We start from the raw sequence: 25,399 nt of genomic DNA on the forward strand, positions 1-25,399 counted from the left end.
GCGGCATGTGCTGTACGCGCAGCAACAGCAGCGCGTACAGCACCTGCTCGTGTGTCTACTTGCACTTCTGACCGGTGTTGATGCAGTCGACCATGGTGTTCATCAGGTTCTCGTCGAAGACGTTGATGAAGTCGCCGTGGTCGGTGACGGGCTTGTGGAGCTGCTCCGGGAAGGAGTCCACCGCGAAGCCCGGGCCCGGCGGAACGTCGTAGACGATCCGCTGCTGGAGCTGCGGGATGGCCTTGAAGCCGTTGCCGCAGTTGCCGTTGCCGTCGGCGAACGCCACGTGGGTGCGGTGGTTGGCGCTGTCCGCGTTCACACCGTCCCAGCAGCTCTGGAACTTGAACGTACGCACGACCTGGCTGCCCTCGGGGCAGATCGGGTACTTGTCCTTGAGCTGACGGTCCTCGAACCCGGTGCAGCTCCACGAGGCGTTGGCGTTGGCCGTGCCGTTCACGAACGCCTTGGCGTCACCGGTGATGATGCGCATCAGGCGAGGCATCGCCGTGACCTTGGCCTTCGGGTTGCCCACAAAGGTGTTGGTCACCTGCGACGGCGTCTGGATGATGCCGACGTTGCCTTCCTTGCCACCGCCGTCGGAGTTGGCGTCGGCCTCGTCCTGGCCGTTCTGGAGCCGGAGCACCGGCCAGAAGTACGAGGACTTGTCACCCTGGTTCGCACACGAGGTCTCGGCCGCGGCCAGGCTCTCGTCGGTCGCGAAGGCGTCGTTGGCCTGGTTGCCGATGTAGTCGTGGAAGTGGTGGGCGCCGTTGGTCACACCCGGGGCGACGATGACATTGTCCGAGTTGAACAGGCCGGCCTCGTTGCGACCGCAGTCGGTGGAGAAGGTGCCCTTCGATCCGCCGCGGCCGTTACGGGCCTGCTGGACGTTGGGCTGAACGGTCGTGATGTCGACGAAGTCGGAGGCTTCGGGGCCGTTACCAGCCTGGCCGCCGCCCGCACCGCCATTCTGGCCGCCGTCCTGACCTTGGTCCTGACCGCCGTCCTGGCCCTGGTCCTGACCGCCATCCTGACCGCCGTTCTGGCCCTGGTCCTGGCCGCCGGCGCCGTTCTGGCCACCGTCCTGACCGTCGCCCTGGCCGCCGTTCTGACCGTCGCCCTGGCCACCGTCCTGACCGTTGTTCTGGCCACCGTTCTGGCCGTTCTGCCCGTTGCCCTGGCCGCCGCCGGCGTTGTCGTCGGCGCGCAGCGTGCAGTTGGAGAGCGCTTCCAGCCCCTGCGGCTTGGTGCCCACCCGGCCCATCGCGATGGAGATCCGGTCGAGCGCCGCGAACCGCTTGGCCTTCAGCGGACCGAGGATGGCGTTGTTGGCGTATCCCGAGTCCTGCTCTATCGCCCTCTTCTCGCTGGCGAACCGTGCGTAGGCCTCGGTGATCTGGGTGTCCATCTTGGCCAGTTCGCGGTCGACCTCGGCCCGGGCTGCCTCAGGCACCTCCGTCAGCTTGGTCGACGGGTCAGGGCAACTGATGGTCGACAACGTCTGGGCCACGTTCTGGTTCGCTTGCGAGGACTTGCCCTCGCCCGCCGATGCGTAGACATTGACCGCTGCCAGACCACCCCCGCCCAGGAGCAGGGCAGCCCCGGCGACGATCGCCCGGTTCGCCACTGTGGAGCGTTTTCTCGATGTGCGTGACATGGAACTCCTCAAGCTTCGTTGCCGATTACAGGAAAATCGCGGCAGGGGGAGAAGCGAAGCGCTCCGTTCCATACGGGCCTCAAACGCGAGGTGTTCAGAGGCCCGTGGAATTCATAGAAAGCTCCATCAACAAACCGGGCGGATGCCCGTCATTCGGACCTGCGGCCCCGGTTGCCGGGCCCGTGCTCCCGGTCGGCGCCGGACTCGCGGCCGCCCTCCAGATAGGCGAGGACCGCGAGTACCCGCCGGTTGTCGTCGTCCGACACGTGAAGGCTCAGCTTCGCGAAGATGTTCGATGTGTGCTTGGCCACCGCCCGTTCGGTGACGACGAGTTGGGCGGCGATCGCGGCGTTCGAACGCCCCTGCGCCACCAGCTCCATGACCTCGCGCTCGCGCGGCGTCAGCCCGCCGATCGGCTCGTCCTGGGCGCGCCGGGAGAGCAGCCGCGAGATCACCTGCGGATCCATCGCCGTACCGCCCGCGGCGACCCGCCGCACCGCGTCGATGAACTGCTCCGCGTCGAAGACCCGGTCCTTCAGCAGATAGCCGACCCCGCCGGCGCCGTCGGCCAGCAGCTCGCGCGCGTACAACTGCTCGACGTGCTGGGAGAGTACGAGGACGGGCAGCCCGGGGCGGGCCCGCCGCGCGGCCAGCGCGCACTGCAGGCCCTCGTCCGTGTGGGACGGCGGGAGCCGGACGTCGACAATGGCGACGTCCGGCTCCAACTCAGCCAGCGCGGTGGTCAGTTCGGGTCCGCTCTCGACGGCCGCCACGATCTCGAACCCGAACGCCTCCAGCATGCGGACAAGACCGTCCCGCAGCAGGAAGAGATCTTCGGCTAGGACAACACGCAAGGAAGCTCCATGGTCACCATGGTGGGACCGCCCGCGGGACTGCTGACGGCCAGGATGCCGTCGAATGTACCGAGCCGCCGCTCCAGACCGCTCAGCCCCGACCCCCGGCCGATCTCCGCGCCGCCGCGGCCGTTGTCGGTGATCGCGATCCGCAGCATGCCCCCGGAGTGCGAGATGTCGATCCAGATCCGGTCGGCGCCCGCGTGCTTGACCACATTGGTCAGCGCCTCGCTCACCGCGAAGTACGCGGCCGACTCGACCGGCGCGTCGGGGCGGCCCGGCAGCTCCACATCGACCTCCGGCTCCAGCGGCAGCGGCAGCCGCAGTGCCAACTCCCTTACGGCGTCCCCGAGTCCGCGCTCGGCCAGTACTGGCGGATGGATCCCCCGCACGAGGTCGCGCAGCTCGGTGAGCGCGTCCGCCGAGGACTGCCGCGCCTTGCTGATCAGCTCCTTCGCCTTGGCGGGATCCCTCTCGATGAGCGCCTCCACGGTGCCCAGGTCCATGCCCACGGCGACCAGCCTGGCCTGCGCGCCGTCGTGCAGATCGCGTTCGATACGGCGCAACTCGGCGGCCGAGTTGTCCACGGCGTCGTGCCGGGTCTCGGTGAGCCGCTCGATCCGCTCGGCCAGCGCCTGACCGGGGGCGGGGGCCAGCAGGGCCGCGGTCAGCCGGAAGTGCAGACGCAGCAGATCGGGGCAGTAGCGCAGACCGGCGCCGAACAGCACCAGGCCGACCGCCGCGGCGGCGAGAGCGGTCGACTGGCTGTCGACGGGGACGAACGTGTACCAGTACGCGTCGTCGACGAAGACCCGCCACAACCCCACGGCCAGCACGAACCCCTCCACCGGGTAGATCAGCAGCGCGGCCGTGAACAGCGCGGTGACGAAGCCGCCCGTCACGTCGACCACCAGCCACCGCAGGTCGCGCCAGGTCGCCGGGTCCTTGAGCATCAGCGTGCAGCGCTCCACCTGCCCGGTGATCCCGGTCCGCAGATCCGGCGGGAAGGGGCGGTACGGCACCGGGATCCGTACGTCGGACCAGGTGGCCGCCAGCAGCCGGCGCTGGTTGGCGTAGGCGCGGAGCGCGGTGAGCACGGCGGGCGTGGTGAGGACGCCGACCCCCGCGACGATGAGGACGATCGACACCACCGTCACCACGAAGAGGATGATCGACCCCGGGAGGCCGACCACGGCCAGCGCCAGTCCGCGTACGGCCGCGAGCAGCGCCTCGCGCGGCCTCCACCTGCCGGCCGGCCCGGCCTTGCCGCCCGGATCGCTGACTGTGACGCTGTTCATGACTGTCCCGCCCCCTTCGTGGCCGGACAGCCCTGACGGCGTCCGACGTTCCGGTCTCCCCGGTACGACCACCAGTCTCGCCGGAGAGGAGCGGGAGCGGGTAGCCGGTCCGCACCCGGCCCGGGGTGTACCCAGCACCACCTCCGCGGGAGCCGCGGCTTTTGGGCTCTGCCGCCTTCCGCTTCGGGATGGCACCATGTGCGGACCATGACAGAGACCGGATCGGCGCTCCGCGCCGTGCGCGCCGCCGCCTTCGCGGCCGTGTGCGTGACGCTGGCAGCGGTGGGACACGCGCTCACCTCCGGTGCGTCCGGTGTATCCGGTATGTCCGGCAGGTCCGTCGGGTCCGGTTCCGGCGCTGCCGGGCACGAGATCCCGCTGACGGCGCTGCTCGCGGCGTTCGCGGTGACCGCGTGCGCCGCCTGGCTCGCGGGCGGACGGCGCCGGGGCGCCCTGTCGATCGGCGCCGGACTGCTCACCGTCCAGGGCCTGTTGCACCTCTTCTTCGCCGGAGCGCTCTCGTACGGACTGGCCACCTCCCGGCACGCACCGCACGTCGGTACGGGTACGGGCGGGGGTTCCGCTTCCGGCATGGACGCGGGCGGGGGCGCGGGCAGGGGCATGACCATGGGAACGGCGACGGCGACAGCGGCGGAACCGGGTTCCGGTCCGGCCCCGGCGCTGGGCGAGCTGTTCGGCGCTTCCCCCGCCATGCTCGCCGCCCACGTCGTCGCGGCGGCCGTCTGCGCCCTCTGGCTCGCCCAGGGCGAGGCCGCGCTCTTCCGGCTCGTACACGCCGTCGGGGCCCTCGCCTTCACCCCGCTCCGGCTGCTGCTCACCTCCGCGGCGCTGCCCGCCGCGCCCCGGCTGATCCGGCCCCGGCCCGGCGCGTCCCGCGCGCACCGCTTCCGGGGTGTCGTCCTCGCGCACACGGTGTCGCGGCGCGGGCCGCCCGCGCGCCGAGCACCTCGCGCCACGGCCCCGGGAGCCGCCGCCACCGCTGTCTGACGCGGAGGGGACGGCCGGGGGCCTTCAGGCCCTTTCGCGGCCTTCCCCATGCCCGAATCCAACGCCTAGGACAGTCATGGCCATTGACGACCCCGCACAGCGGGCGGACCCGTCCGACAGAACCCCGGACACCACCGCGCCCGCGTCTCCCGATCCCGCTCCGGACACCACCGCGCCGATGGCGAACGCCGTGCCCATGTCCCTGTGGGGCGCCCTGCGCCCCCTCGTGCTGCGGCTCCACTTCTACGCGGGCCTGCTGATAGCCCCGCTCCTGCTGGTCGCCGCCACCACCGGCTTCCTCTACTCCCTCTCCTACCAGGCGGAGAAGGTCATCTACCGCCATGAGCTGCGGGTCCCGGTCGGCGACCGTACGGTCCCGCTCTCCGACCAGCTCGACGCCGCCCGTACCGCCCATCCGGAGGGCACCGTCACCTCCGTACGCCTCCCGTCCGAGGAGGGGGCGACCACCCGGGTCCTGATGTCCACGCCCGACAGCGAGGAGTTCACGTCCCTCGCCGTCTTCGTCGACCCGTACACGGCGGAGGTACGGGGCGCCCTGACCAGTTACGGCAGCTCGGGCGCCCTGCCGGTGCGCACCTGGCTCTCCGAGACGCACCGCCATCTCCAGCTCGGCGAACCGGGCCGCCTCTACAGCGAGCTGGCCGCGAGCTGGCTCTGGGTGGTGGCGCTCGGCGGACTGCTGCTCTGGACCGCCCGCAAGCGCGCCTCGAAACGCGCCCTGGTGGTGCCCGAGCGCGGCGCCACCGGCCGGCGCAGGACGCTCTCGCTGCACGGCTCGCTCGGCATGGTGGCCGTGACCGGGCTCGTGCTGCTCTCCGCGACCGGGCTGACGTGGTCGGCGTACGCGGGCGAGAACATCACCGCGATCAAGGACCAGCTCGGCTCGGCCACCCCCGCCGTCTCCGCGACGCTCGACAGCGGCACCGGCACCGGCGGTACGGGGGCGGACACGGGCGGCGGCCACGAGGGTCACGAGTCCATGGAGGACATGCCCGGCATGGAGGGCACGCACGGCAAGGGCGGTACCGACATCGGTGTCGACCTCGCCGTGGTCGCAGCCCGCCAGGCCGGTCTCGACGGGCCGATCGCGGTGACCCTGCCGACCACGGGCAAGGGCTATGTCGTCGCGCAGACGGACAACCAGTTCCCGGCCCGGCTCGACTCGGTCTCCGTCGACCCCGCCAACGGCATGATCATGGACGAACTGCGCTTCGCCGACCACCCGGTGCTCGCGCAGCTCACCCGCGTCGGGATCGACGCGCACATGGGTCTCTTCCTCGGCCTCCCCAACCAGCTTCTGCTGGCGGCCCTCGCCCTCGCCCTGATCCTGCTCATCGTCTGGGGCTACCGCATGTGGTGGCTGCGCCGGCCCACCAAGGAGCGGCGGCTGAGCGCGGGCCGGCCCATGCCGCGCGGCGCCTGGCGGAAGGTACCGCTGCGCCTGCTGCTGCCGCTCGGCGCGGCCACCGCGCTGATCGGCTGGTTCCTGCCGCTGCTCGGCATCAGCCTGCTGGTGTTCCTGGCCCTGGACGGCGCACTGGGCCTGCGCGCCCGCGCGCGGGCGGCCCGTACCTGACCCGTACGTGGATCAGTACAGGGAGGAGCCCCGCAGTTCCGGTGATCGCCGGACCTGCGGGGCTCTCCCGCTCCTCCGCGGATCAGGGGATGTACTTGTAGCCGACGCGCCGCACGGTCTGGATCGAACGGCGGTGGTCCGCGCCCAGCTTGCGGCGCAGCCGCGCCACATGGACGTCGACGGTCCGCCCGTCGCCGACGTGTCCGTACCCCCAGACCGTGGTCACCAACTGGTCGCGGCTGTGCACCCGGTGGGGGTGCGCCACGAGATGGGCGAGCAGCTCGAATTCGAGATACGTGAGGTCGAGCGGCCGGCCGTCCACGACGGCGGTCCGCCGCACACTGTCGACCAGCACGGGACCGCCACCCACCGCGGCGGCGGCCGGGACGGCGGCCGGAGTGGGGCCGAGCGCGGGGGCGGGGGCGACGGCTCCGGCCGGGTGCTGGTCGGCCGGTACGAGCACGAGGTAGCCGATCATCGGCGGCTGTCCCGGCAGCGAGGGCAGGGTGTGCTGGGGCGCGGGCAGCCAGGTCGCGCCCGGCGGCAGGAAGTCCACCACCTGACCGGCGGGGGCGCCCACCAGGGCGCCGGGCGTCTCGTCGTCGTCGACGGCCCGGAGCCGGTGACGGCCGGGCGAGGAGAAGGAACCGGGAAGGGAGGAAAGGGAGTTCGCCATGAGAGGTCAGCTCTTTCGCGCGGAGGACTCGTCGGATCGTCGAGTCGACGGGACGGACGGGACGTACGTCTGCGCGGCGGCCGAAGGCCAGAAGAATGGCTTTAGAGGGCCGGCGCGTTCCTCACGCGGCGACACACCCGGTCGAAGTCGTGATGCTGCCGGGACGGCCAGAACGGCTCCAGGTCGAAGCGACCCCTCGCGGTGTACTGGAAGCTGGCCATGACCCCATTGAAGCAGATATCGGGGGAGCGCATCAGCCTGCGGACCCCGATCCTGACGACGGGACGACGAAGGGGGGCGGGTGCCCGTACGGCACCCGCCCCCCCTCGCGCGACGAGTCGGGATCAGACCTGGCCGGCCTTCTCCAGCGCGGTGCAGCAGGTGTCCACGATCAGCCGCGTGACCACGTACGGGTCGACGTTGGCGTTGGGGCGGCGGTCCTCGATGTAGCCCTTGCCGTCCTTCTCGACCTGCCACGGGATACGGACCGAGGCGCCGCGGTCCGAGACGCCGTAGCTGTACTCGTTCCACGGGGCGGTCTCGTGCAGACCGGTCAGCCGGTCGTCGATGCCCGCGCCGTAGTTCTTCACGTGGTCCAGCGGCTTCGAGCCCTCGCCCAGCGACTCGCACGCGGTGATGATCGCCTCGTACCCCTCGCGCATCGCCTTGGTCGAGAAGTTCGTGTGCGCGCCCGCGCCGTTCCAGTCGCCCTTCACCGGCTTCGGGTCGAGCGTCGCGGAGACGCCGAAGTCCTCGGCCGTGCGGTAGAGCAGCCAGCGCGCCACCCAGAGCTGGTCAGAGACCTCCAGCGGCGACAGCGGGCCGACCTGGAACTCCCACTGGCCCGGCATGACCTCGGCGTTGATGCCGGAGAGGCCGAGACCCGCCTTGAGGCAGTTGTCCAGGTGCGCCTCGACGACGTCACGGCCGAAGATCTCGTCCGAGCCGACGCCGCAGTAGTAGCCGCCCTGCGCGGCCGGGAAGCCGCCCTCGGGGAAGCCGAGCGGACGGGCGCCCTTGAAGAACGTGTACTCCTGCTCGATGCCGAAGATCGACTCCTGGGCCGCGAACTTCTCGGCGACCTCCGTCAGCGCCGCACGCGTGTTGGACTCGTGCGGCGTCATGTCGATGTTCAGGACCTCGCACAGGACGAGGATGTCGTCCCCGCCGCGGATCGGGTCGGGACAGGAGAAGACCGGCTTCAGCACACGGTCGGAGGCGTGACCCTCGGCCTGGTTGGTGCTCGACCCGTCGAAGCCCCAGATGGGCAGTTCGGCGCCGTCGCTGAGGATCTTCGTCTTCGAGCGCAGCTTCGCGGTCGGCTCGGTACCGTCGATCCAGATGTACTCAGCCTTGAACGTCACGGGGCCTCATCCTTTGCGGGTGCAGCAGGTTTGACCCGTAAGCCTCGCAATGTGCGGTTTCCCCGCCGTTGCCCTTCCGTGAACCACGTGTTACCCGGGTTTATTCTGTGGCGTTCCGGGACGAGGCCGCCCCGTCCGCCGCGGCTGCCGTACCGCCGACCGCGTGCGCCGTGAGCAGCGAACCGAACCCGGCCGCACGGATCCGCCGCAGCAACTCGACGTCCGTCGTCCCGAGCGCCTCGGCCGTACGCCCCGGATGCCAGTCGTGCGCCGCCAGCCGGCTCAGCAGATGGCCGCGCCTGATCTGCGCATCGGAGAGCCGGAACGTCTTGAGGTACGCCGTACGCCCCTTGTGGTCGCTGATCAGCTCCCCGATGTGCTGCTCGGGCTCCGCGCCGTACCCGCGCCGGAACGGCGGCAGGAAGCGCCGCAGTTCGAAGCCGTCCATCCGGTACACCCGCTCGAAGGAGTACGAGGTGGTGAGCAGGGCGCGCGCGAGTACCGTGTCGTGCGCCTCGCTCCACGCCCGCTCCTGCGCGCGCGCCGCCGCCCGCAGATCCGCGAGCGTGTTCAGATGCCGGCCGTCGGGGATGCGCGCCTCGAACTCCGGGACCGGGGCGCCGTACAGCGCGTGCTGGTGGATGAGTTCGCCGTACATGTCCTGCAACAGCGTCGGATGCAGGGCGCGGTAGTCGTCGGGATGCGGTACGACGAACGCCGCCGCGAGCGAGTCCGCCGCGTACACCATCACCCCGCACTGGCCGGGATGGATCTCGAAGACCCGCAGCGCGTCGGCGAGCCCGCGCACGCTCATGCCGAGGTACGCCGCCTCGGCACGAGGAGAGAGACCGCGCCGTATCGCCTGCTGGGACCATTCGTCCCAGGCCGTGGAAGGCCCCCCGAAGTGCAGCGCGAGATAGCCGTCCAGCGCGAGATGGAGCGGCAGGAAGCGGCAGCGCGCGACCGGTCCGCCTCCCCGGGCGGTTCGCGCGCGCTTCACCATCCGGTGATGCGGACGGAGGCGTACGGTCCGGGGGCGCTCGTCCCCGAGCTGGCTGCCGTACGCGGCGTGCTGCCCGCCGTCGCCGGACCAGTCCGCCACGAAGCCGTGCGGGATGTACGAGGCGTAACGGGCCCCGGACCCCAGCTCCACCTCGGAGACGTGGCCGTACGCGGACTCGCCGAGACCGGTGTAGATCTCACGGTGCAGCCGTAGCCCGGGCACCGGTGCCTCGCGCACCAGCGGGACGAGGCGGATGCCGCCCCAGACCTGGGCGGGGCGGGCGGTCAGCCCGGTGAGATCGAGCCCGGTCATGACGCGGACTCCGTACCAGCCCCGGCCCCTGGACCCGCACCGGTCCCTGGACCTTTGCCCGCACCCGGGAAATGACAGGTCCCGTCGTCCGCCAGGAAGTTCCGCACCCGCCGGTCCAGATACGCCCGCAGCTCCGCCGCCCCCGTACGCCCCTCCGCGAACTGCGCGATCTCCACCAGCGCCGGCAGATCCTCCGCGTCCCGTATCCCGGCCGTCGGCACGCTGGGCGCCAGCCGTCGTACGTCGAAACCGTCCGCGTCGTATACGGGGTTGAGGTGGACCACACTCGTACGCCTCTCCCGGTCGAGCCGCGTACGCCACACCCGCAGGACTTCGCCCGCCAGCCCCGGCGGGGCGTTGTCCCAGCCGTCCGAGACGATCACGAGGCGGTCCGGGCCATGGTCGAGCGCGTCGAGGATCCGGGTGCCGAGCGGCGTCGGCCCGTACGGACGGACGAGCAGCGGATCGTCGCGCCCCGAGGTCCACAGCGAGGCGTACGCCCCCGGCGCGGCCAGCGCTTCCAGCAGATAGTGACAGGCCAGCGCGGTGCCCAGGGGGCGGCGGCGCTTCTCGCCCGAACCGTAGGAGGAGTAGCTGTCGTCCAGTACGGCCGCCACCCGCCCCCAGGCACCAGCGTACGGGCCCGCCACGCGCCGGGCGCCCGTCCGCAGCGCACGCGTCAGCTCCGCCCGGCGCCGTACCCGCTCGTCCGGGGCCAGCGACAGGACGTACAGCGCGAGCCGGGTCAGCGGCATGACGCCCAGATCCGTTCCGCCGACGGCGCCCGGGGCGGTGGCACGCCGGGTCTGGGTACGCAGCCGCTCCAGCCGGGTCATCCGGGGCGCCATCCGCTCCAGGAACCCTTCGCTGGCGATACCGTGCCGGGCGGCGAACCCCTCGGCGACGGTGAGCGGCAGCTCGTACAGCGCGCCCTGCTCGTAGTGCGCCCGGCGGTAGGTGTCGAGGAGACGGTGCTCGTAACGCGTGCGGCGGCCGGGCGCGAAGAGGAAATCGCCGATCTCGCCGTCCGCCGCGCGCCCCGAGCCCGTCCCTGGAGCGGAGGGAGCGGAGGGCGTGGAGGGAGCGGAGAGGCGCATATGGAAGTGGCGCGCGGCGGACTTGAGCCCGCTGCGGTACTTCACGGCGTCGTGCGCCGGGTCGGGGCGTGCCGCGAGCCAGTCGCGGAAGATCGCGCGGGTACGGCGGTTGCCGACCCCGGCGGCGCGCAGCGCGCGGAACAGCCGGTAGACGCGCTGCGGCGGCAGCACTGCGAGCCGGCGCGCGATCAGCCTGCCCTCCACGCGCTTCTCGGCGGGGGTCGTGTCGTGCGGGGTCCGCAGGAGGTGTTCGATGATCAGGGCCGCGTTGTGGTCGTTGATGTCGAGGGCGAGCGTGGCGGCGTAGACGGGGCGGTAGTTGACGCGTACGTACTCGTGCAGAAAGCCCAGCGAGAGCCGCTGCTCGTGCGCGTCGGAGCGGAACTCGCGCTGCCCGGTCGCCGTCACGGCCGCGTTCACGAAGAGCAGGACGTCTTCGGCCGCGACCAGATCGGCGAGGTTCTCCGCCACGGTGTCGCCCCTTCCTCACGCGGTCGCCGGCCGGGGCATGGGGGCGCGAACAGCGAAATCACTGCTTTACAGGCACGTCCCGGAAGTCGCACCGGAGGCCCGCGGCCGGCCCGGGCAACGTAACACCCACGGCGGCCCGCCCGGCCACCGTTTTTCTTCCCTCGGTCCGGCTGCACGCGTCACACTGGCCCGCATGGACAAGCCACGTATCGGACTCCTCGGCACCGGCCCGTGGGCGGAGCGCACCCATGCCCCCGCGCTGGCCGCCCACGCCGGGGTCGCATTCAGCGGCGTCTGGGGGCGGCGCCCCGAGGCCGCCGCCGCGCTCGCCGCGGCCCATGGCACCACCGCCCACTCCGGCGAGGTCGGCCTCGACGCGCTCTTCGCCGAGAGCGACGCCGTCGCCTTCGCCCTGCCGCCGGACGTCCAGGCGCCGCTGGCGGCCCGCGCGGCGGCGGCCGGATGCCACCTCCTGCTGGACAAGCCGGTCGCGACGACCGTACGGGGCGCCCGCGAGGTCGCGGACGCGGTGGCGACCGCCGGGGTGGCGTCGGTCGTCTTCTGCACGCTACGGTTCGCGCCCGGTACCGCCGACTGGGTGGACGAACAGGCGGCGAAGGGCGGCTGGTTCACGGCCCACGCGCAGTGGCTCGGCGCGCTCTACGCGCCGGGGGAGACGAGCGCGTACGCCGAGTCGCCGTGGCGCCGCGAGAAGGGCGGGCTGTGGGACGTCGGCCCGCACGCGCTGTCCGCGCTGCTGCCGCCGCTGGGCGACGTGGCATCGGTGACGGCCGTACGGACGGAGCCGGACCTCACCCATCTCGTACTGCGCCACGTGTCCGGGGCGGCCAGCACCGTGACGCTCAGCCTGAGCGCACCGAAGGCGGGCGCGGGCACGGGGGTGGAGCTGCGCGGTGAGCACGGCGTCGCGGTGCTCCCGGAGAGCTGGGGCAACCCGGTGGACTCCTTCGGGGCGGCGATCGACGCGCTGCTGGAATCGGCCCGCACGGGAGCGCCGCACGCGTGCGACGTACGGTTCGGGCTCCGGCTGACGGAGATCCTCGCGGAGGCGGAAGCGCAGGCAGAGGCGTAGGGCGGGGCGTAGGCGGGGGAGTGGGGCGGGGGCGGGGCTCGCGCGGGCGGCTCGCTCAGCGGGACAGGGCGTCCCGTACCGCCTCGTCCGTGCGCGCGACCACGGCCGTACCGTCGTCCGCCGTGATGATCGGGCGCTGGATCAGCTTCGGGTGCGCGGCGAGCGCCGCGATCCAGCGCTCCCGCGAACCGGCGTCCCGCGCCCACTCCTTGACGCCCAGCTCCTTCGCCTCGGCCTCCTGGGTCCGGGTGATGTCCCACGGTTCGAGCCCGAGACGGCCGAGCACCGCCCGGATCTCGTCCTCGGACGGCACGTCCTCCAGATACCGGCGGACGGTGTACGAGGCGCCCTCCTCGTCGAGCAGGGTCAGTGCGCCGCGGCACTTGGAACAGGCGGGATTGATCCAGATCTCCATGGTTCCGAGCCTACCTCCGAGCGTGCCTCCGAGACTTCCTCCCACTCCCGTCAAACCCGGTCTGGCCAGGGGCGATTGTCAGTGGTGGGCAGTAAAATGGAGGGAGTTCGTGAGGGTCCCACCACCACGCCGGGAGGCTGACGATGGCTGTTGCCACCATCACGGAGAAGTCCGTCCAAACCGCGCCGACTCCACCCGCCCTCAAGCGCAAGCGGCTCCCCGCGGGCCGACCGCGGGAGTGGTACGAGAGCCACAACCGCCGCCTCAAGGCCATGCGCCTCGCCATCGCCCTGCTCGACTCGGGCGTGTACCAGTCGGCGAGCGCCCCCAACCGCCGGATACGGAGCACGGCGGCCCGGATCGGGATCCACCCGCCGTCCAACACCACCTGCCGCATGGTGCGCGAGCTGATCGGCTGACGGAGGGGCCTGCCCGCCGCGTCGCCCTGTCCCTCGCCGTCCCTCGCCGTCCCTCCGTCCTTTCCGGAGGGGCGGCGAAGGCGGGTCGACCCCCTCACTCCCCGAAGCGCCGCCGCCAGCGGACCTCGCCGTCGTGCCACTCATCGGTCGGGCTGAGCCCCACCGCCGCCGCGACCGCGCCCGACGCCCGGTGCTCGGGATGGATATGGGCGATCACCGTCCCCACCCCCTGCTCCTCCAGCCACCGGACCAGCCCCCGCGCCGCCTCCGTGGCGAACCCCCGCCCCTGCCGCGGCGTCCCCACCACCCAGGAGATCTCGGCGACCATCTCGTCCCGAAGGGTGCGGTGCGGGGTGACGGTGGCCTGGACCGTACCGAACAGCTCGCCCGGCCCCGCCCGTTCCGTCAGCACCCAGTTGCACCAGGAGAAGGCAGGATCGGGCGAGCCCGCGACCATCCTCGTGTACCGCCCGCGCAGCTCCTCCTCCGTCGACGGCCTGCCGCCGATGAACGTGTGCAGCGCGGGATCGGCGAGCACGCCCGCCATCTCCACCGCGTGCTCGACCCGCAGCGGCAGCAGGGTCAGCCGCTCCGTCTCGATCACCGCGGTCCGTACGGTCGTCACGACGGTTCCTGCCGCATGCCGTCCCCGTACGGCTCGCCTGTAACGGGAGGCCGGATCCACGGCCGGGTCACGACGGTGTGCAGCCGCCCGTGCCTGATCGCGAACTCCGGCAGCGAGATCCCGAACTCCTCGGAGAGCGCGTCGAGCGCCTCGTACTCGTCATCAGGATCCAGCCCCGCGCCCTCACCCCCCGAGCCGCGCCCGTCCCCCTCCTCGTACTCGTACTCGTACTCGGGGAACAACTCCTCCGGGTCGAGGGAGTCCGGGAGCTCCCCCCATTGCTCGATCTCCTCGCCGCGCACCGTGAACCCGTACACGCGCTCCCCGTCCTCGGCGTACGAGAGGTGGAACGCGCCCGGCGCCGCCGCGAGTTGGCCGCCGCGCTCGCACCACACCGTGACCGACTCGCCGCCCTTCGACGCCGATTCGCCCAGCCCGGTCAGCCGGTCCGGCAGGAACGGGTCGGTGAGATCGACGCGGCTCTCGTAGGCGAAGCTCCAGCCGTCCCCGCACCTGCCGATCCGGGCGACGGACCGCCGCTCCCCGCTCCCCGGGCCGAACCGTGCTTCCGCCACCTCGGCCTCGCCGGCCGGCGCCAGCAGCGGCCCCTGGCCGATCCGGCCGGCCAGCTCCTCCGGCGGGACGCCCCGTACGAAGACGAAGCGGTACGCGCCGTCCCGCTCGGCGTCCGGGGACGGCTCCTCCGCGAGCCAGGCGAGCCCGTCGTCCCACGACGTCCCCTCGTCCTCGGCCCCGGCCCCCGCATCCGCCCCGTGACCGGTCCCGGCCGCCTCCGGATCCCGCCCCTCCGCACCCCGGGGCGTCTCCAGCAGATACCGGCCGCGCTCCGGAGTGATCACCGGCCCGAGCAGGGGATCGGCGAGCAGTCCGACCGGGGCGATGTGCTCGTCCCCGTACGGCTCCCAGTCGGCCACGGCGGCGGCGAGGGTGTGCCAGGCCGCGTCGGTGTCCCCCCAGCGTGCCTGCTCCCGCGCCGCTTCCACCGCGTCACCGAAGGGCCCGGAGGCCTCCTGCCGGAACGTACGTCCCACGGACTCCAGCCCGTCCAGCGGATCGTCCAGCGGCCCCACCACACGGTCCCGTGTCCGCCCGCCGCTCAGCAGCGCCCCCATCTGGACGCGCAGGTCCCGCGCACGCGGCCGGCCGCACTCCTCCGCGTCCGTGAACACCTTCGACAAGCCCTCGACGGCCTCGCCGCGCAGACAGGCCAGCCGCGCCTCCTCGACCTCCGCGTCCAGCTCGCGCGTCGTGTCGTTCTCGAACCCCGGCGTGTTCCGGTTCCGGTGGTGGAAGCTCCGGAACAGGGCCTGCATGAGCTCCATGAAGGACTCGTAACGCTCCTCCGGGGCGTCGCCCGGCCGGCCCCGGTGGAGGTACGCGGCCCACTCCCCGTCGGCGTTCACCTCCCCCGGGTCGAGCAGGACCTCCGGCCCGTCCGACTCCACGGAGAGCCGCAGCGCCCTGCCCCACACCTCGGCACCGGCCTCCTCGGCCTCCTGAAGGCCGTGCGGATGTGGATCCCCGTACCAGCGCGACCCCTCCGTCGTCCCCAGCAGATGGACGCCCGTCCCCGCGGGCCGCCATCCGTCCGTGACGGCCAGGAACGACCGGTAGGTCGGCGGCAGCACCACATCCGGCCCGAGCCGCTCCTCCAGCGCGCCGATCCGCCCCGGATCGGCGCCCGCGAACCCGAGCCACCGCTCGTGGAGCGCATCCGCGGCCCCGCCCAGGCCCGGAACGGACTGGGTGGACTCCCGCGCCCGCGCACCGGGGGAGCCGGCCCAGTCCGCACTCCACCGCTCAAGGAAGGGACGCCAGTTGTAGGTCTTCATGTCGTTCATCGTGCCAGTGCCCACTGACAATCCCCCGCGCCCGTCCACAGCCGCGGATCCGCTCGGCTGGCCGAGCCGCGCCCCCTCCCGTTAACCTGGTCGGAAGTACGAAACGGCGGTGGGGCCCGCCGTACCCGAACCGCGGTGCGACCACCGCCAACGGTCCCTACTTGCGAGAGAGCGCGCCCCGACGCGGGCGCCCGGCGAGTAGGAGAGAGTGCCCCCGTGATGACCGAGCCCACAGACCCGGATGTCGAGACGGGCCTGACGCCGCCCGCGCGGCGGAGCCGAAAGTGGCCCACATCGCCGGTGACACCGGCGGTGGCCGTCGTGGCGCTGGGCGGCGCGATCGGAGCATCGGCCCGCTACGGCGCCGCCCTCCTCTGGCCCACCGCCCCCGGAGCGTTCCCGTGGACGACCCTCACCGTGAACGTGTTCGGGTGCGCGGTGATCGGCGTCCTCATGGTGGTGATCACCGACCTCCGGGCGGCGCACCCCCTCGTACGGCCCTTCTTCGGCACAGGCGTCCTCGGCGGGTTCACCACGTTCTCGACGTACGCGGTGGACATCCAGCGCCTGGTGGCGGACGGCCGGGCGGGCACCGGTGCGGCCTATCTGGGACTGACCCTGTTCGCCGCGCTCGCGGCGGTGTGGAGTGCGGTGTGGGCGACCCGCCGCGTACTGGCGTGGAGGCAGGCATGACCAGACCGACCGGTACGGCGCTCCGCCTGACCGTCTTCCTCGGCGAGAGCGACCTGTGGCACCACAGGCCCGTCTACACGGAGATCGTCCACCGCGCCCACCGGGCGGGACTCGCGGGCGCCGGCGTCTTCCACGGAGTGGAGGGTTTCGGCGCCTCCTCGATGATCCACACCCAGCGGCTGCTCTCCCTCAGCGAGGACCTGCCCGTGGCGGTCGTGATCGTCGACACCGAGGAACGGATCAGGGCCTTCCTGCCCCAACTCGACGAACTGGCCTGCGGCCTGGTGACCCTGGACCGCTGCGAGGTCGTCCGCCACACGGGCCCGGAGACCACCAGGTGAACTGGCTCCTGGTCGTCCTGGGCGCAGCGGTCGGAGCCCCCCTGCGCTATCTGACCGACCGTTCGATCCAGCGGCGGCACGACTCGCTCTTCCCCTGGGGCACCTTCACCGTCAACGTGACGGGCTGCCTCGTCCTCGGCGTGGTGACGGGCGCGCTCACCGCGGGCGCGGCCAACTCCTCCGTACAACTCCTCCTCGGCACAGGCTTCTGCGGCGCGCTCACGACCTACTCCACCTTCAGCTACGAAACCCTCCGCCTCACCGAGGACGGCGCCCACTTCTACGCCGCGGCCAACATCCTCGCGAGCGTGGCGGCAGGCCTGGGCGCGGTCTACCTGGGCCTCACGCTCGCAAAGGCACTCTGGTCCTAGCTGACCCACGTGCGCTAAAGGCCTCGCCAGACGTTGTCGAAGGCGGCGCCCTCGATGGAGCGCCGCTGCCGTACGGCCTCCAGCTCCATCACCGCGTCGTTGACGGCGGCGAGCACGGCCACGACCGAGTCGTCGGCGATCTCCGGCGAGTCCTCGCCCTGCGGCTCCCCGATCCCCAGCGCCCCGGCGAGCGAGACGAGCACCGGCTCACCCGCCGCCCAGCGCTGCGCCGCGTCACGCCGCGCGGGCGAATCGGCCAGGGCCGCCTGCCCGGTACGGACGGGAAGCCAGCGGTGACGCCGACGGGTGAGCTGCCCTTCCGCCTCCAGAGTGGAAAGGTACACATCGGACAACCCCTCGCCCCGGCGCCACAGCCAGTCCTCGACCGACTCGTACGGATCCTCCCGTACGAGCACCGACGCGGCCTCGTCCAACAGCCGATCGGGCAGCGTCCCCCGAGCGCCCGGCACGATGCGATCGTCCTCCAGCGTGAGGGCCTGGGCACCGAGGAGGTCGATCACCTCGGCCCCGGCGAGCACGAGCGACAGGTCACCCCGCTCCACGGGGCGGCCGGATGCCCCGTCCATGGAAACGATCAGCAGGTCACGCGGTGTGGTCATGAGCGGCTCCGTGTCCGAGGCACTGTGGCGATCCTGGCCGACTCCAGTGTCCCCCGAGAAGCCCCGGCAGACACGAAACAGCCCCTCCGAACGGCGGTTTCGCCTGTTCGGAGGGGCTGCCGGGAGCTCTTCGGGCGCCTTCGGCTTAGATGTCGAAGTACAGCTCGAAGGAAGCCCTGGCCTGCGGTGATTAGCTCTGGCTGCTGGGCCCGGTGCACATCAGGTGCACACCCTGTGGGGTTCAGTGTCCGGAGCGGGAAAGGCGTCGGGTTAGGCCGGCGATGATGGTGGTGGCCAGGAGCCAACCGGCTATCGCACTTGTCCAGGCAACCCATGCGGTGTTGCCGGAGGGCGCGAACGCCTTCTCCTGGCCGAGGTCCAGGATGGGCAAGATGAGGTCGAGGGCGAATGCGACCGGTTGGAAGGCCGGACCGTTGGCGCGGATGGGGTGTGGTGGTACTGCTGCGAAGACGATGGCGACGAATGTCGTGAGGGCGAAGAGCCATACGAGCGCGCGCCCTGGGCGGTAGCCGTAACCGACGGTCAGGTCTTCGAAGTACCCCCAGAGCCGGGCAGGCAGCTGTGCGGAGCTGCGTCGCCTTCGGTGGCGTGCCAGCTGCACGGTTCGGGCATCGTCGTCATGGCCGAGTTGTCGGTAGTAGGCGGCCAGGCGCTCGTACGCGTGAGGACTGTACTCATTGTTGCAATCGAGCCATGCCAGACGTTGAGTAGCCGGCAACAGGGGGCGAAGATCTTGATAGGTCAGCCCGTCCAGCTCGATCCGTGGTGGCCACGCGGTGGGGGAATCGTCGATACGCCCGATGGTTGCAGCGCGAAGATCGAACACGGGGGGCCGCGTGTTGGTCGACACCATGTCCAGGACGCCCACGGTTGCGCGCTGCAGATCGATCGTCGACGCTTCGGCGAATGTGGAGTCGGCCAAGCGCAGCGTGCCCTTGATTTCGGCACGTGGCAGGGTGATGCCGCCAGCGATGGACGCTCCGTCGTCCAAAATGAGGTTCGCTTCAACGCGCATTCCTGGGGCCCGGAGTGCGTGATCACCATGAGATGTGAGGGTGCAGCCGGAGAGTTCAATCGATTCGCCGACGGTGGCAGCGAAGAGATTGACTCCGCCATATGCTGACATGCCGTTGCCGTAGATGCCTCCATCAACTCTTACCGAGGGGGCACTGACAGCCCAGCCAGTGTGGTTGCGTACTGCAGCTCTGTTGAACCACCATTGACCGCCGATCGTCGCCCCGAACAGAGAGATTCCTCCCCCGTCAACGGACAGTTCCGCACAGCGAAGGTCCTGCGCGACGCGGAGGCCGTCACAGCGAAGGGCTGGATGGCCCGTGCTGTTCAGGCAGCCTTTGGTCACCTCAAGTGTGAAAGCCTGCGCGCCCCAGAGGTTTATCCCGCCCGTGGCCCTGATGGCCAGTGCATACAGCCCGCCACCGACGCGCAACTGGGGTGCGTTTAAGGCGTATCGGGAATCCTCGCTGACCAACTCGGCGCGGTTGAGCCACATGCTGCCAGCAATTTCAGAGCTGAACAGAGATATAGCTCCGCTAACCGTCTTGGAAAGCGTCAGATCGCCCTCTACTTTAAGCCTGTCGGCACTCAAGCCCGGAAGGCATGACCCAGTAAAGTCAACAGCGGGGAGTGAGGCGTCGCTTAGATCGACGGCATTGTCGAAACGGCAGTCGATGAAGGCCACAGGAATTTCGACCTTCGCATGCGACAGCTGAAGGTTTCCCGTGACGGTGGCGCCGACCAGGTGCAGTCGTGGAATTGCGCCAGGTTGTGGGGCTGGCGGTTGCAGCAGGAGTCGGGTGATGGCTTCTGCTGTTACTTGCCGATGCCGCCCGGTTGTGGTCTCAGACGTAGGAGCGGAGAGTTCCAAAGGGAGGCCCGCGCGTACCGCGTGCCATAATTGTTGAGCGTTCGGTGGCCACTCAGCCGGAGGTGTGGACATAGCTCATTCCATCACCAATTTCTCGCCCCGATGGTGGGTTGTGCGAGTTCCCGTACCTCTCAATTGGCGTACTCACAGAACGTCGCGCTCGGCCGCAGCCCTCTGCGCGGCCCGCCCGGCGTCGGCGAGATCTCTGTGGTTGGCAGGTCCGCGTAAGCCACTGCAGGCTCTTGACTCCGAGCGAACCCGCGAGGGCCGCCACCCCGTACGGGGTGGCGGCCCTCGCGGGTTCTGACGTCATGTCAGGGATTTGGTCCGGCGGCGTGCACTCGATGCACAAGAGGGCGGAAAGCAAGCGGTCGCCGTGAGAACTGGTGAGAAATCGGACTGACCCATCCGACCGTCCGAGGTGGCGCTTTGTAGGGCTTGACCAGTGGACTATCGCGCGTACGTACGAGCGATAAGTGGACGTCAGTGGCTGAATACGGCGTCCCTAACCGTCGCAAGGAGTAGTAGAGCGCCGTGCGCCGACCAGATCCAGCCGCTGTTCCCCATCTGCCGGTCGCCGGCGCAGCTCCTCTGTAACACTCCACCTGACGGAGCCAGGCACCGAATCGGGGGTAGGACAGTGGCACAACCGCGAAAGGGGTACTACCGGGCGGCGCACTACGTGCGGCCGACGAACGTATCCAGCAAGGTCAAGATGCCGGCGCTCTGGGTGGTTGCGGTCGGCGTTCTCTTGGTGATCGCTGCTTGGAACACTCTCTTCGGCGACGGCGGCGACAAGACGACGCCGGAGCCTCAGCGCACGGCTCAGTCAGCCACGGAATCGCCGTCCCGTTAGTTTTCGGAAGGCTTGTCCCCAAGGGAACGTGGTGCGGGTGTTCTGGCTCCGGCCATGTGGCTCCTCGGATTCAGATCCTCTTGCAACCGGGGGAGTAGATCGAAGCCGTTCCCAGCACAACTGCCAGTCATTCAGCTGCTCGTCAGGCACTCCGCAGGCGGCCAGATAGACGCCCGTTGTCCGCCATTTCCCGGGTAAATCCTTGCGGTTGAGGAGGTTGCCGACTGTTCCGGGAGCGATCTGCCCGCCGGAGCGGTGGCTGATCGCCGCATGCGTGAGGGCGCTGGCGATGCGCACCTGCCCCAGTGCGGTGAAGAACCCTTCGACGGTGCGGATGGCTGCAGGGTCTGGCCACGTTCGTTGGCCGACATGCACGTCACTAGGGCTGCTGGACACAGGAGGTCGGCTGAAGGCGGGATTCCAGCCCAGCGCGAGCCGGCCGTTGCTGTTGCGCTCCCGTCTCTGAGGAACGGGGCGCCCCTTTGCCGAAAGTGACTTCCGCAGCTCGCGAAAGACAGAGTCGAGCTCCAGCCGCTCGGGGCCTCCTGAGATACCGGCGGTGAGGATGGCGAGCAGCTCGCCGGTAAAAGCGGTGTGGGGTTCTCCGGGTGGGGCGAGCGCCTGACGGTTCTCCGAGGCTGCGGCCAGCAAGTAGCTCCCTTCGACATCGGCTTGGGCAGCCAACTCCGACGGCCCCATTGTTCCCAGAGCAAGTCCGCCGTAGCAGCAGTCGAGAATGACAACAGTTCGTTCCGCTCGCCCCTCCAGCAGAGCGCCACGGAGCCATCCGTACGGAATCCCTGTTTCGACCCTTTGCTGTTTGGATTGAGGCAGCCCTAGATAGAGCTCGCCTTCTGGCGTGACCAGACCATGCCCTGCGTAGTACACGAGCAGCGTGTCCCTGGCTGCGGCGCTGGCGTCGCGCAGGGAGTCCATGGCCACTGTCGTGCTGGGCGGGTTGGAAAGCACGATGCAGTCGTCTCTGCCAAGACTCCACGATGTGGACCCCGTGAGCACCTCTGCCATGGAGTTGAGGTTGTTGGAGACGGCCGGTAGATCTTCGAGGAAGTCGTACCTGCTCGTTCCGATCAACACCGCCCTCGAAGCGCCGGGATCTGGGAACACGCTCAACCTGCCGAGCCCTCCCCGCCGTTTCGCCGGCTCTCTTGGAGTAGCCGTGTGATTCGTTCGATCTCCTCGTCACTGCAGTCGGTCAAGGCGTCAACGAGATCCTCGTGGCGGACCGTCACGCGCGAGGCTCGTGGGCGTGTCTGCTTCCAAGCGGCAAGCGTGAGAGCAAAGTTCGCAGCGCTCCATCCGTTCTCCGTGACCAACTGCAGGATGTCGGAGACTGCCCCCATCTCGCCCTCGCGCGGCGGTTGCTCGCACATTTCGACGCTGGCAGTACGCCGGATGTCGGGGTCTCGGCGGAGCCAAGTGAGCAAAGAACGGAGTTCGTCGTCTGCTGGCTCGACACAAACCTCAACGCGCATGTGATCCCCCTACTGTCGCGTTCCGGACGGTGACGGTCTCAACCATGGTCGGGCACGGTCGGACGCGGAGGGGATGTCTTCGCTCAACCTCTCTGCGGAGAAGCGGGACGAGGCGCAGAAGGGTCTATGCGGCGGCTCGATATCGTCGGCCGATCGCCTTGCGGGCCTTCTCAACCGCTCCCGTTACGCGGTGGACGTACCGGCGGAGAGTAAATGCAGGGTCCTCGTGACCGAGGAGGTCGGCCAGGGTGTAGACGTCCACGCCTTCGTTGATCGCCTCGGAGGCGAAGAGGTGTCGCAGGGTGTGCGTCATCTTGTCGCGGCACTCTCCCCACTTGCGGCCCTTGCCAACAGGCTTGTCGTTGAGGGCCTTTATCGCGCCGATCGCCTCCAGGCCACCCTTCCAGAGGTAGTTGAAGTAGTTCTTGTTCAGTGGCTTGTGCTCCCGTGTGGTGAACACCAGGTGCACCGTCACCGGCTCACCGTCCTTGGCCATCCACGGGAGGGTGACCTCTACTGGTGGGTGCTCGCGCATGTGCTCGGTGAGCAGTGCGGCCAGAGCATCGCCGACCGGCACGAAGCAGTCCTTGGGGTCGTACTCCGTGCCGCCCTTCGGTGGGGCAAAAACCAGAGTGCCGCGGTCGTGGGCGATCTGGCGGCGGATGTGGACGACTTTGTCCTTCTGCAGCCAGTTGACGTCCTCGGGGCTGAACCCGAAGATCTCGCCCTGCCGCATGCCCAGACCTCGGCCGCAGTCGACCGTGGCCTGGTAGCGCTCGGGCAGATGCGGCCGAAGAGCATCCGTCTGCTCCCACGACAGGGGTACGTCCTTCGCCGCCTTCTTCGACCGCCGGGGCTTCACCCGTTTCACCGACCCCGTGTCGCAAGGATTCTTGGCGATCAGGTTGTCGTCCACGGCCATGGCCAGGATCGACGAGAGGTGCGTGAAAACCAGGCCGACCGTCGTCTCGTCGAGCACTTGCAGTCGGCGCTTGATCCAGTTCTGTACCGTGGACGCCTTGATCTGCGCAGCTTTAGCGGGCCCAGCGGCTCGATGATGTGGTTGCGGACGCGGGATTCTTACTGGGCGTAGGTCCGAGGGTTGTCGAAGGTCTGGTTCTCCGGCCACTGCACGGCCACTGCCTTGAGCTGGGCCTCGCCCTTTCTCGGGTCGACGTATGTTCCGTCGTCGACGCCTCCCAGCATCTTGGTGAGGTACTGGCGGGCGTCATCGAACCGGTCGAAGCTCTCGCTCTGCTGCTTTCCTTCCGGATCACGCCACCGGGACAACCAGCGTTTTCCGCGCTCGTGCTCGCTGGAAGGCACCTTGCCGTGGGTCTTGCACTTCTTCTCACCGGGCTGGGGACGCTTCTTGTGCCAGCGGTCGTACGGCTCAGCCAAGAAGGGCCACCTGTATACGGCTGCCAGCCCGGCTGGCGAAGCGGGAGGTGCCGCCGTGTTCCGTCCGCTTGGGGTGTCGAGCGCCTGGGAATGCGGCGGGGGAGGGGGAGTCGGCGACCGGGGTTTCCGAGCCGCATCGGCAATGACCGCATTGGGTCTGGCTCCGGACGACGTTCTTCATCACGAGAAACAGGGAAGCGCAACGCTCCGTGAACTGCCGCTGAGCGGAGCGCCATGCCGACGGAGTGGCCGCGATATCGCCGGCCGGGCCGGCGCCTGATGATCCGATTTCGATTGGGTAAGCAACCATGACGGGTAGTTGTAACTCAAAATTGGTGAGCGTGGCAAGATTTGGTTCATAAACTCTACAGAACTGGCTGGGGGGTTCTGGTCGGCGAGGAATGGCGCCTCAGGGAATTGGAAAGTTCGCGGTATCTTCCCCTGCCATTATGGCGGCTTTGGGTGATTTGCCGCAGTCGGATGCTCCTGGCCTGCCGGTTTCCCGCGAAGGATCACTGGATCCCGAAGGGATGTTCCGGGAGAGGGGCGAACAGTTGGTTGAGCTTTTTGGTCAACCGGCGATTCGCCCTTACGGTTATGCTCTCTCCGGCCAGCCCGCCTTTCAGGTCGGTCGAAGAATTCGAGCGACGCATGTGAACAGAGCCAGACTTAGTTGCTCACGATCGTCGATCCGCAACCGATATGGAGTGCCCATGTCCAACAGATTCCCTCGCCCCGCCACAACCGTTGATCGCGGGCCGCTCGCCACGACCGATGAGATCGCCGTGTACCTCGGGGTGCCGGTCAAGACCCTCTATCAGTGGAAGTACCGGGGCATCGGCCCGAGGGTCCACAAGGTCGGCCGGCACCTGCGATACCGCTGGCGTGAGGTCGACGCCTGGCTCGATCAGCAGACCGGATATGACCTCACGGTCTGACTCCAAGGGAAACAACGCGGCTCTCGGTGAGGGGCCACGAAGTTTCCGGACAGGGAGCCAATAGGGTTGTCCTGAAGAGGAAGCGAGGAAAAGTGGCGCCACTCGGCAGTCGCCGGAGTTCCGTGAGGAAGCCATCCGAAACGCGGCACGGAACAGGAAGCTCTCGGCCGGTGCGATATTCCACTCCGATCGCAGAAGCAACTACATGTCGGCCGAGTTCGGGAAGACACTCGACCGGTTCGGGATCCGCAGATCTTCCGGCCGCACCGGGATCTGCTTCGACAACGCCATGGCCGAATCATTCTTCGGAGCCCTGAAGAACGAGCGCGTATCAAGGGTGACTTACCTGACCCGCGAGGTCGCCCGACGTGACGTCACCCGCTATATCGAATTCTGGTACAATCGCAAACGCCTCCACTCGGCGGTGGGCTACCGCCCGCCACGCGAAGTCCATTCCGAGTACGAGAAGTTGCGAATCGCCGCGTAAAATAGACGGTCAGGCAACTGTCCGGAAAACGCGAGGTCCCTTACCGTCAGCCGCCCCCCGACTCGCCTCCGCCGAGGAAATAACGAGCCTCCGGCCCTGTGAGACCTGCCAGGATGTCTCCGCGAAGGAAGCTGCCCAAATATAGCGACCGTCGTCGGAACGGCCAGGGCCTGAGTGCACTTCTGGTTGCATTTACCTCCGTGCGGCACCGTTCAGGCAACCCTTCTTCACCTTCCCTATCACAGGTCAGAATGCTCCTGTATGCCCCAGACTTTGGATGACCATTTGGAAAGCGTGTGGGGGCATCCTTATGAGTTGGGGCCCTACCGTTCAAGGCGGGCCTTCCGCGTGCGTGCTTTGCAGTTGGGTCTGAAGGAATGGCCTCTGGATAGCTGCCGCCGCACACAGCGACCGAACCAACCAACGAGGGCCGCTACCCCGGCAGTGGGGTAGCGGCCCTCGCAGTGTTTCTGACGGCACGTCAGGGAATCGGTCCGGCGGTGCACACTCGGTGCACAAGGCGGTGGAAAGCGAGCGGTCAC

At 69.4% G+C, this 25,399-nt stretch carries 25 protein-coding genes; 9 read left to right on the plus strand and 16 right to left on the minus strand.

The window, feature by feature from the left end:
- Positions 1-55 precede the first annotated feature (55 nt).
- From ACIBJC_RS23815 to ACIBJC_RS23825, 3 genes are all read right to left on the minus strand, one after another.
- Complete coding sequence (locus ACIBJC_RS23815; protein ID WP_399295603.1) at positions 56-1,657, minus strand: DUF1996 domain-containing protein; 1,602 nt, start codon at positions 1,655-1,657, stop codon at positions 56-58.
- 149 nt (positions 1,658-1,806) lie between these two features.
- Positions 1,807-2,511 carry a LuxR C-terminal-related transcriptional regulator gene (locus tag ACIBJC_RS23820; protein WP_399295605.1) on the minus strand — a complete coding sequence of 235 codons (705 nt, stop codon included), beginning with the start codon at positions 2,509-2,511 and terminating at the stop codon, positions 1,807-1,809.
- On the minus strand, positions 2,496-3,809 hold the full coding sequence (locus ACIBJC_RS23825; RefSeq protein WP_399295607.1) for a sensor histidine kinase: 1,314 nt from the start codon (positions 3,807-3,809) through the stop codon (positions 2,496-2,498). Before ACIBJC_RS23825 ends, ACIBJC_RS23820 begins: the two co-directional genes overlap by 16 nt.
- A 207-nt stretch (positions 3,810-4,016) precedes the next feature.
- On the opposite strand from ACIBJC_RS23825, the gene ACIBJC_RS23830 reads away from it, so the two are divergent.
- Together ACIBJC_RS23830 and ACIBJC_RS23835 are read left to right on the plus strand one after the other, a co-directional pair.
- Complete coding sequence (locus ACIBJC_RS23830; protein ID WP_399295609.1) at positions 4,017-4,817, plus strand: hypothetical protein; 801 nt, start codon at positions 4,017-4,019, stop codon at positions 4,815-4,817.
- Between the two features lie 76 nt (positions 4,818-4,893).
- Positions 4,894-6,414 carry a PepSY-associated TM helix domain-containing protein gene (locus ACIBJC_RS23835; protein ID WP_399295611.1) on the plus strand — a complete coding sequence of 507 codons (1,521 nt, stop codon included), beginning with the start codon at positions 4,894-4,896 and terminating at the stop codon, positions 6,412-6,414.
- 82 nt (positions 6,415-6,496) lie between these two features.
- On the opposite strand, the gene ACIBJC_RS23840 is transcribed toward ACIBJC_RS23835, so the two are convergent.
- From ACIBJC_RS23840 to ACIBJC_RS23855, 4 genes are all read right to left on the minus strand, one after another.
- Positions 6,497-7,090 (minus strand): winged helix-turn-helix domain-containing protein, encoded by a 594-nt coding sequence (locus tag ACIBJC_RS23840; protein ID WP_399295613.1) that lies wholly within the window; start codon positions 7,088-7,090, stop codon positions 6,497-6,499.
- A 344-nt stretch (positions 7,091-7,434) separates the two neighbouring features.
- Positions 7,435-8,454: a glutamine synthetase gene (gene glnII, locus ACIBJC_RS23845; protein ID WP_399295615.1), complete on the minus strand. Its 1,020-nt coding sequence runs from the start codon at positions 8,452-8,454 to the stop codon at positions 7,435-7,437.
- Positions 8,455-8,554: 100 nt separating this feature from the next.
- Positions 8,555-9,769 carry an ARPP-2 domain-containing protein gene (locus ACIBJC_RS23850; protein WP_399295617.1) on the minus strand — a complete coding sequence of 405 codons (1,215 nt, stop codon included), beginning with the start codon at positions 9,767-9,769 and terminating at the stop codon, positions 8,555-8,557.
- Positions 9,766-11,337: a hypothetical protein gene (locus ACIBJC_RS23855; RefSeq protein ID WP_399295619.1), complete on the minus strand. Its 1,572-nt coding sequence runs from the start codon at positions 11,335-11,337 to the stop codon at positions 9,766-9,768. The genes ACIBJC_RS23850 and ACIBJC_RS23855 overlap by 4 nt, the downstream gene beginning before the upstream one ends.
- A 193-nt stretch (positions 11,338-11,530) precedes the next feature.
- Between ACIBJC_RS23855 and ACIBJC_RS23860 the strand changes: the two genes are divergently transcribed.
- Positions 11,531-12,430: a Gfo/Idh/MocA family protein gene (locus ACIBJC_RS23860; RefSeq protein ID WP_399295620.1), complete on the plus strand. Its 900-nt coding sequence runs from the start codon at positions 11,531-11,533 to the stop codon at positions 12,428-12,430.
- A 55-nt stretch (positions 12,431-12,485) separates the two neighbouring features.
- On the opposite strand, the gene ACIBJC_RS23865 is transcribed toward ACIBJC_RS23860, so the two are convergent.
- Positions 12,486-12,845, minus strand: a complete 360-nt coding sequence (locus ACIBJC_RS23865) for an arsenate reductase family protein (RefSeq protein ID WP_399295622.1) — start codon at positions 12,843-12,845, stop codon at positions 12,486-12,488.
- 143 nt (positions 12,846-12,988) lie between these two features.
- Between ACIBJC_RS23865 and ACIBJC_RS23870 the strand changes: the two genes are divergently transcribed.
- Positions 12,989-13,264, plus strand: a complete 276-nt coding sequence (locus tag ACIBJC_RS23870; RefSeq protein ID WP_399295624.1) for a hypothetical protein — start codon at positions 12,989-12,991, stop codon at positions 13,262-13,264.
- 94 nt (positions 13,265-13,358) lie between these two features.
- Here the strand turns inward: ACIBJC_RS23870 and ACIBJC_RS23875 are convergent, their stop codons facing one another.
- Both ACIBJC_RS23875 and ACIBJC_RS23880 read right to left on the minus strand, forming a co-directional pair.
- Positions 13,359-13,889: a GNAT family N-acetyltransferase gene (locus tag ACIBJC_RS23875; protein ID WP_399295626.1), complete on the minus strand. Its 531-nt coding sequence runs from the start codon at positions 13,887-13,889 to the stop codon at positions 13,359-13,361.
- Entirely contained in the window at positions 13,886-15,742 is a 1,857-nt protein-coding gene (locus tag ACIBJC_RS23880; RefSeq protein ID WP_399295628.1) for an SMI1/KNR4 family protein, read from the minus strand. The genes ACIBJC_RS23875 and ACIBJC_RS23880 overlap by 4 nt, the downstream gene beginning before the upstream one ends.
- A 228-nt stretch (positions 15,743-15,970) precedes the next feature.
- On the opposite strand from ACIBJC_RS23880, the gene crcB (ACIBJC_RS23885) reads away from it, so the two are divergent.
- Genes crcB (ACIBJC_RS23885) through crcB (ACIBJC_RS23895) form a run of 3 tightly spaced genes read left to right on the plus strand, consistent with a single transcriptional unit; the run spans position 15,971 to position 17,156 of the window.
- A complete protein-coding gene (gene crcB, locus ACIBJC_RS23885) occupies positions 15,971-16,444 on the plus strand; it encodes a fluoride efflux transporter CrcB (protein WP_399295630.1) in 474 nt (157 codons plus the stop codon).
- Positions 16,441-16,785, plus strand: a complete 345-nt coding sequence (locus tag ACIBJC_RS23890) for a DUF190 domain-containing protein (RefSeq protein WP_399295632.1) — start codon at positions 16,441-16,443, stop codon at positions 16,783-16,785. The genes crcB (ACIBJC_RS23885) and ACIBJC_RS23890 overlap by 4 nt, the downstream gene beginning before the upstream one ends.
- Positions 16,782-17,156, plus strand: coding sequence for a fluoride efflux transporter CrcB (gene crcB / locus ACIBJC_RS23895; protein ID WP_399295634.1), 375 nt, complete (start codon positions 16,782-16,784; stop codon positions 17,154-17,156). The genes ACIBJC_RS23890 and crcB (ACIBJC_RS23895) overlap by 4 nt, the downstream gene beginning before the upstream one ends.
- Positions 17,157-17,170: 14 nt before the next feature.
- Here the strand turns inward: crcB (ACIBJC_RS23895) and ACIBJC_RS23900 are convergent, their stop codons facing one another.
- The 6 genes from ACIBJC_RS23900 to ACIBJC_RS23925 all read right to left on the minus strand — a co-directional run bounded on the left by ACIBJC_RS23900 (position 17,171) and on the right by ACIBJC_RS23925 (position 23,432).
- Positions 17,171-17,776: a GPP34 family phosphoprotein gene (locus ACIBJC_RS23900; protein WP_399295636.1), complete on the minus strand. Its 606-nt coding sequence runs from the start codon at positions 17,774-17,776 to the stop codon at positions 17,171-17,173.
- Between the two features lie 241 nt (positions 17,777-18,017).
- Positions 18,018-19,496 (minus strand): hypothetical protein, encoded by a 1,479-nt coding sequence (locus ACIBJC_RS23905; protein WP_399295638.1) that lies wholly within the window; start codon positions 19,494-19,496, stop codon positions 18,018-18,020.
- Positions 19,497-20,511: 1,015 nt separating this feature from the next.
- A complete protein-coding gene (locus ACIBJC_RS23910; protein WP_399296036.1) occupies positions 20,512-21,663 on the minus strand; it encodes a caspase domain-containing protein in 1,152 nt (383 codons plus the stop codon).
- Positions 21,664-21,665: 2 nt separating this feature from the next.
- Positions 21,666-22,031: a hypothetical protein gene (locus ACIBJC_RS23915; protein WP_399295640.1), complete on the minus strand. Its 366-nt coding sequence runs from the start codon at positions 22,029-22,031 to the stop codon at positions 21,666-21,668.
- 124 nt (positions 22,032-22,155) lie between these two features.
- On the minus strand, positions 22,156-23,010 hold the full coding sequence (locus tag ACIBJC_RS23920; protein WP_399295642.1) for a tyrosine-type recombinase/integrase: 855 nt from the start codon (positions 23,008-23,010) through the stop codon (positions 22,156-22,158).
- 101 nt (positions 23,011-23,111) lie between these two features.
- A complete protein-coding gene (locus tag ACIBJC_RS23925; RefSeq protein ID WP_399295643.1) occupies positions 23,112-23,432 on the minus strand; it encodes a hypothetical protein in 321 nt (106 codons plus the stop codon).
- Between the two features lie 713 nt (positions 23,433-24,145).
- Between ACIBJC_RS23925 and ACIBJC_RS23930 the strand changes: the two genes are divergently transcribed.
- Positions 24,146-24,370 (plus strand): helix-turn-helix transcriptional regulator, encoded by a 225-nt coding sequence (locus tag ACIBJC_RS23930; RefSeq protein WP_399295645.1) that lies wholly within the window; start codon positions 24,146-24,148, stop codon positions 24,368-24,370.
- 205 nt (positions 24,371-24,575) lie between these two features.
- On the plus strand, positions 24,576-24,857 hold the full coding sequence (locus tag ACIBJC_RS23935; RefSeq protein WP_399295647.1) for an integrase core domain-containing protein: 282 nt from the start codon (positions 24,576-24,578) through the stop codon (positions 24,855-24,857).
- Positions 24,858-25,399 lie beyond the last annotated feature (542 nt).

Source organism: Streptomyces sp. NPDC050509, assembly GCF_044457965.1.
Classification (GTDB): domain Bacteria; phylum Actinomycetota; class Actinomycetes; order Streptomycetales; family Streptomycetaceae; genus Streptomyces.

Excerpts from the sequence above, each read along its gene's own strand:
- ACIBJC_RS23900 (WP_399295636.1), bottom strand. The coding sequence starts at position 17,776 with ATGACCACACCGCGTGACCTGCTGATCGTTTCCATGGACGGGGCATCC.
- ACIBJC_RS23815 (WP_399295603.1), bottom strand. The coding sequence starts at position 1,657 with ATGTCACGCACATCGAGAAAACGCTCCACAGTGGCGAACCGGGCGATC.
- ACIBJC_RS23830 (WP_399295609.1), top strand. The coding sequence starts at position 4,017 with ATGACAGAGACCGGATCGGCGCTCCGCGCCGTGCGCGCCGCCGCCTTC.
- ACIBJC_RS23825 (WP_399295607.1), bottom strand. The coding sequence starts at position 3,809 with ATGAACAGCGTCACAGTCAGCGATCCGGGCGGCAAGGCCGGGCCGGCC.
- ACIBJC_RS23865 (WP_399295622.1), bottom strand. The coding sequence starts at position 12,845 with ATGGAGATCTGGATCAATCCCGCCTGTTCCAAGTGCCGCGGCGCACTG.
- crcB (WP_399295630.1), top strand. The coding sequence starts at position 15,971 with ATGACCGAGCCCACAGACCCGGATGTCGAGACGGGCCTGACGCCGCCC.
- ACIBJC_RS23850 (WP_399295617.1), bottom strand. The coding sequence starts at position 9,769 with ATGACCGGGCTCGATCTCACCGGGCTGACCGCCCGCCCCGCCCAGGTC.
- ACIBJC_RS23935 (WP_399295647.1), top strand. The coding sequence starts at position 24,576 with ATGTCGGCCGAGTTCGGGAAGACACTCGACCGGTTCGGGATCCGCAGA.
- ACIBJC_RS23835 (WP_399295611.1), top strand. The coding sequence starts at position 4,894 with ATGGCCATTGACGACCCCGCACAGCGGGCGGACCCGTCCGACAGAACC.
- ACIBJC_RS23930 (WP_399295645.1), top strand. The coding sequence starts at position 24,146 with ATGTCCAACAGATTCCCTCGCCCCGCCACAACCGTTGATCGCGGGCCG.
- ACIBJC_RS23860 (WP_399295620.1), top strand. The coding sequence starts at position 11,531 with ATGGACAAGCCACGTATCGGACTCCTCGGCACCGGCCCGTGGGCGGAG.
- ACIBJC_RS23870 (WP_399295624.1), top strand. The coding sequence starts at position 12,989 with ATGGCTGTTGCCACCATCACGGAGAAGTCCGTCCAAACCGCGCCGACT.
- ACIBJC_RS23880 (WP_399295628.1), bottom strand. The coding sequence starts at position 15,742 with ATGAAGACCTACAACTGGCGTCCCTTCCTTGAGCGGTGGAGTGCGGAC.
- ACIBJC_RS23915 (WP_399295640.1), bottom strand. The coding sequence starts at position 22,031 with ATGCGCGTTGAGGTTTGTGTCGAGCCAGCAGACGACGAACTCCGTTCT.
- ACIBJC_RS23840 (WP_399295613.1), bottom strand. The coding sequence starts at position 7,090 with ATGGCGAACTCCCTTTCCTCCCTTCCCGGTTCCTTCTCCTCGCCCGGC.
- ACIBJC_RS23890 (WP_399295632.1), top strand. The coding sequence starts at position 16,441 with ATGACCAGACCGACCGGTACGGCGCTCCGCCTGACCGTCTTCCTCGGC.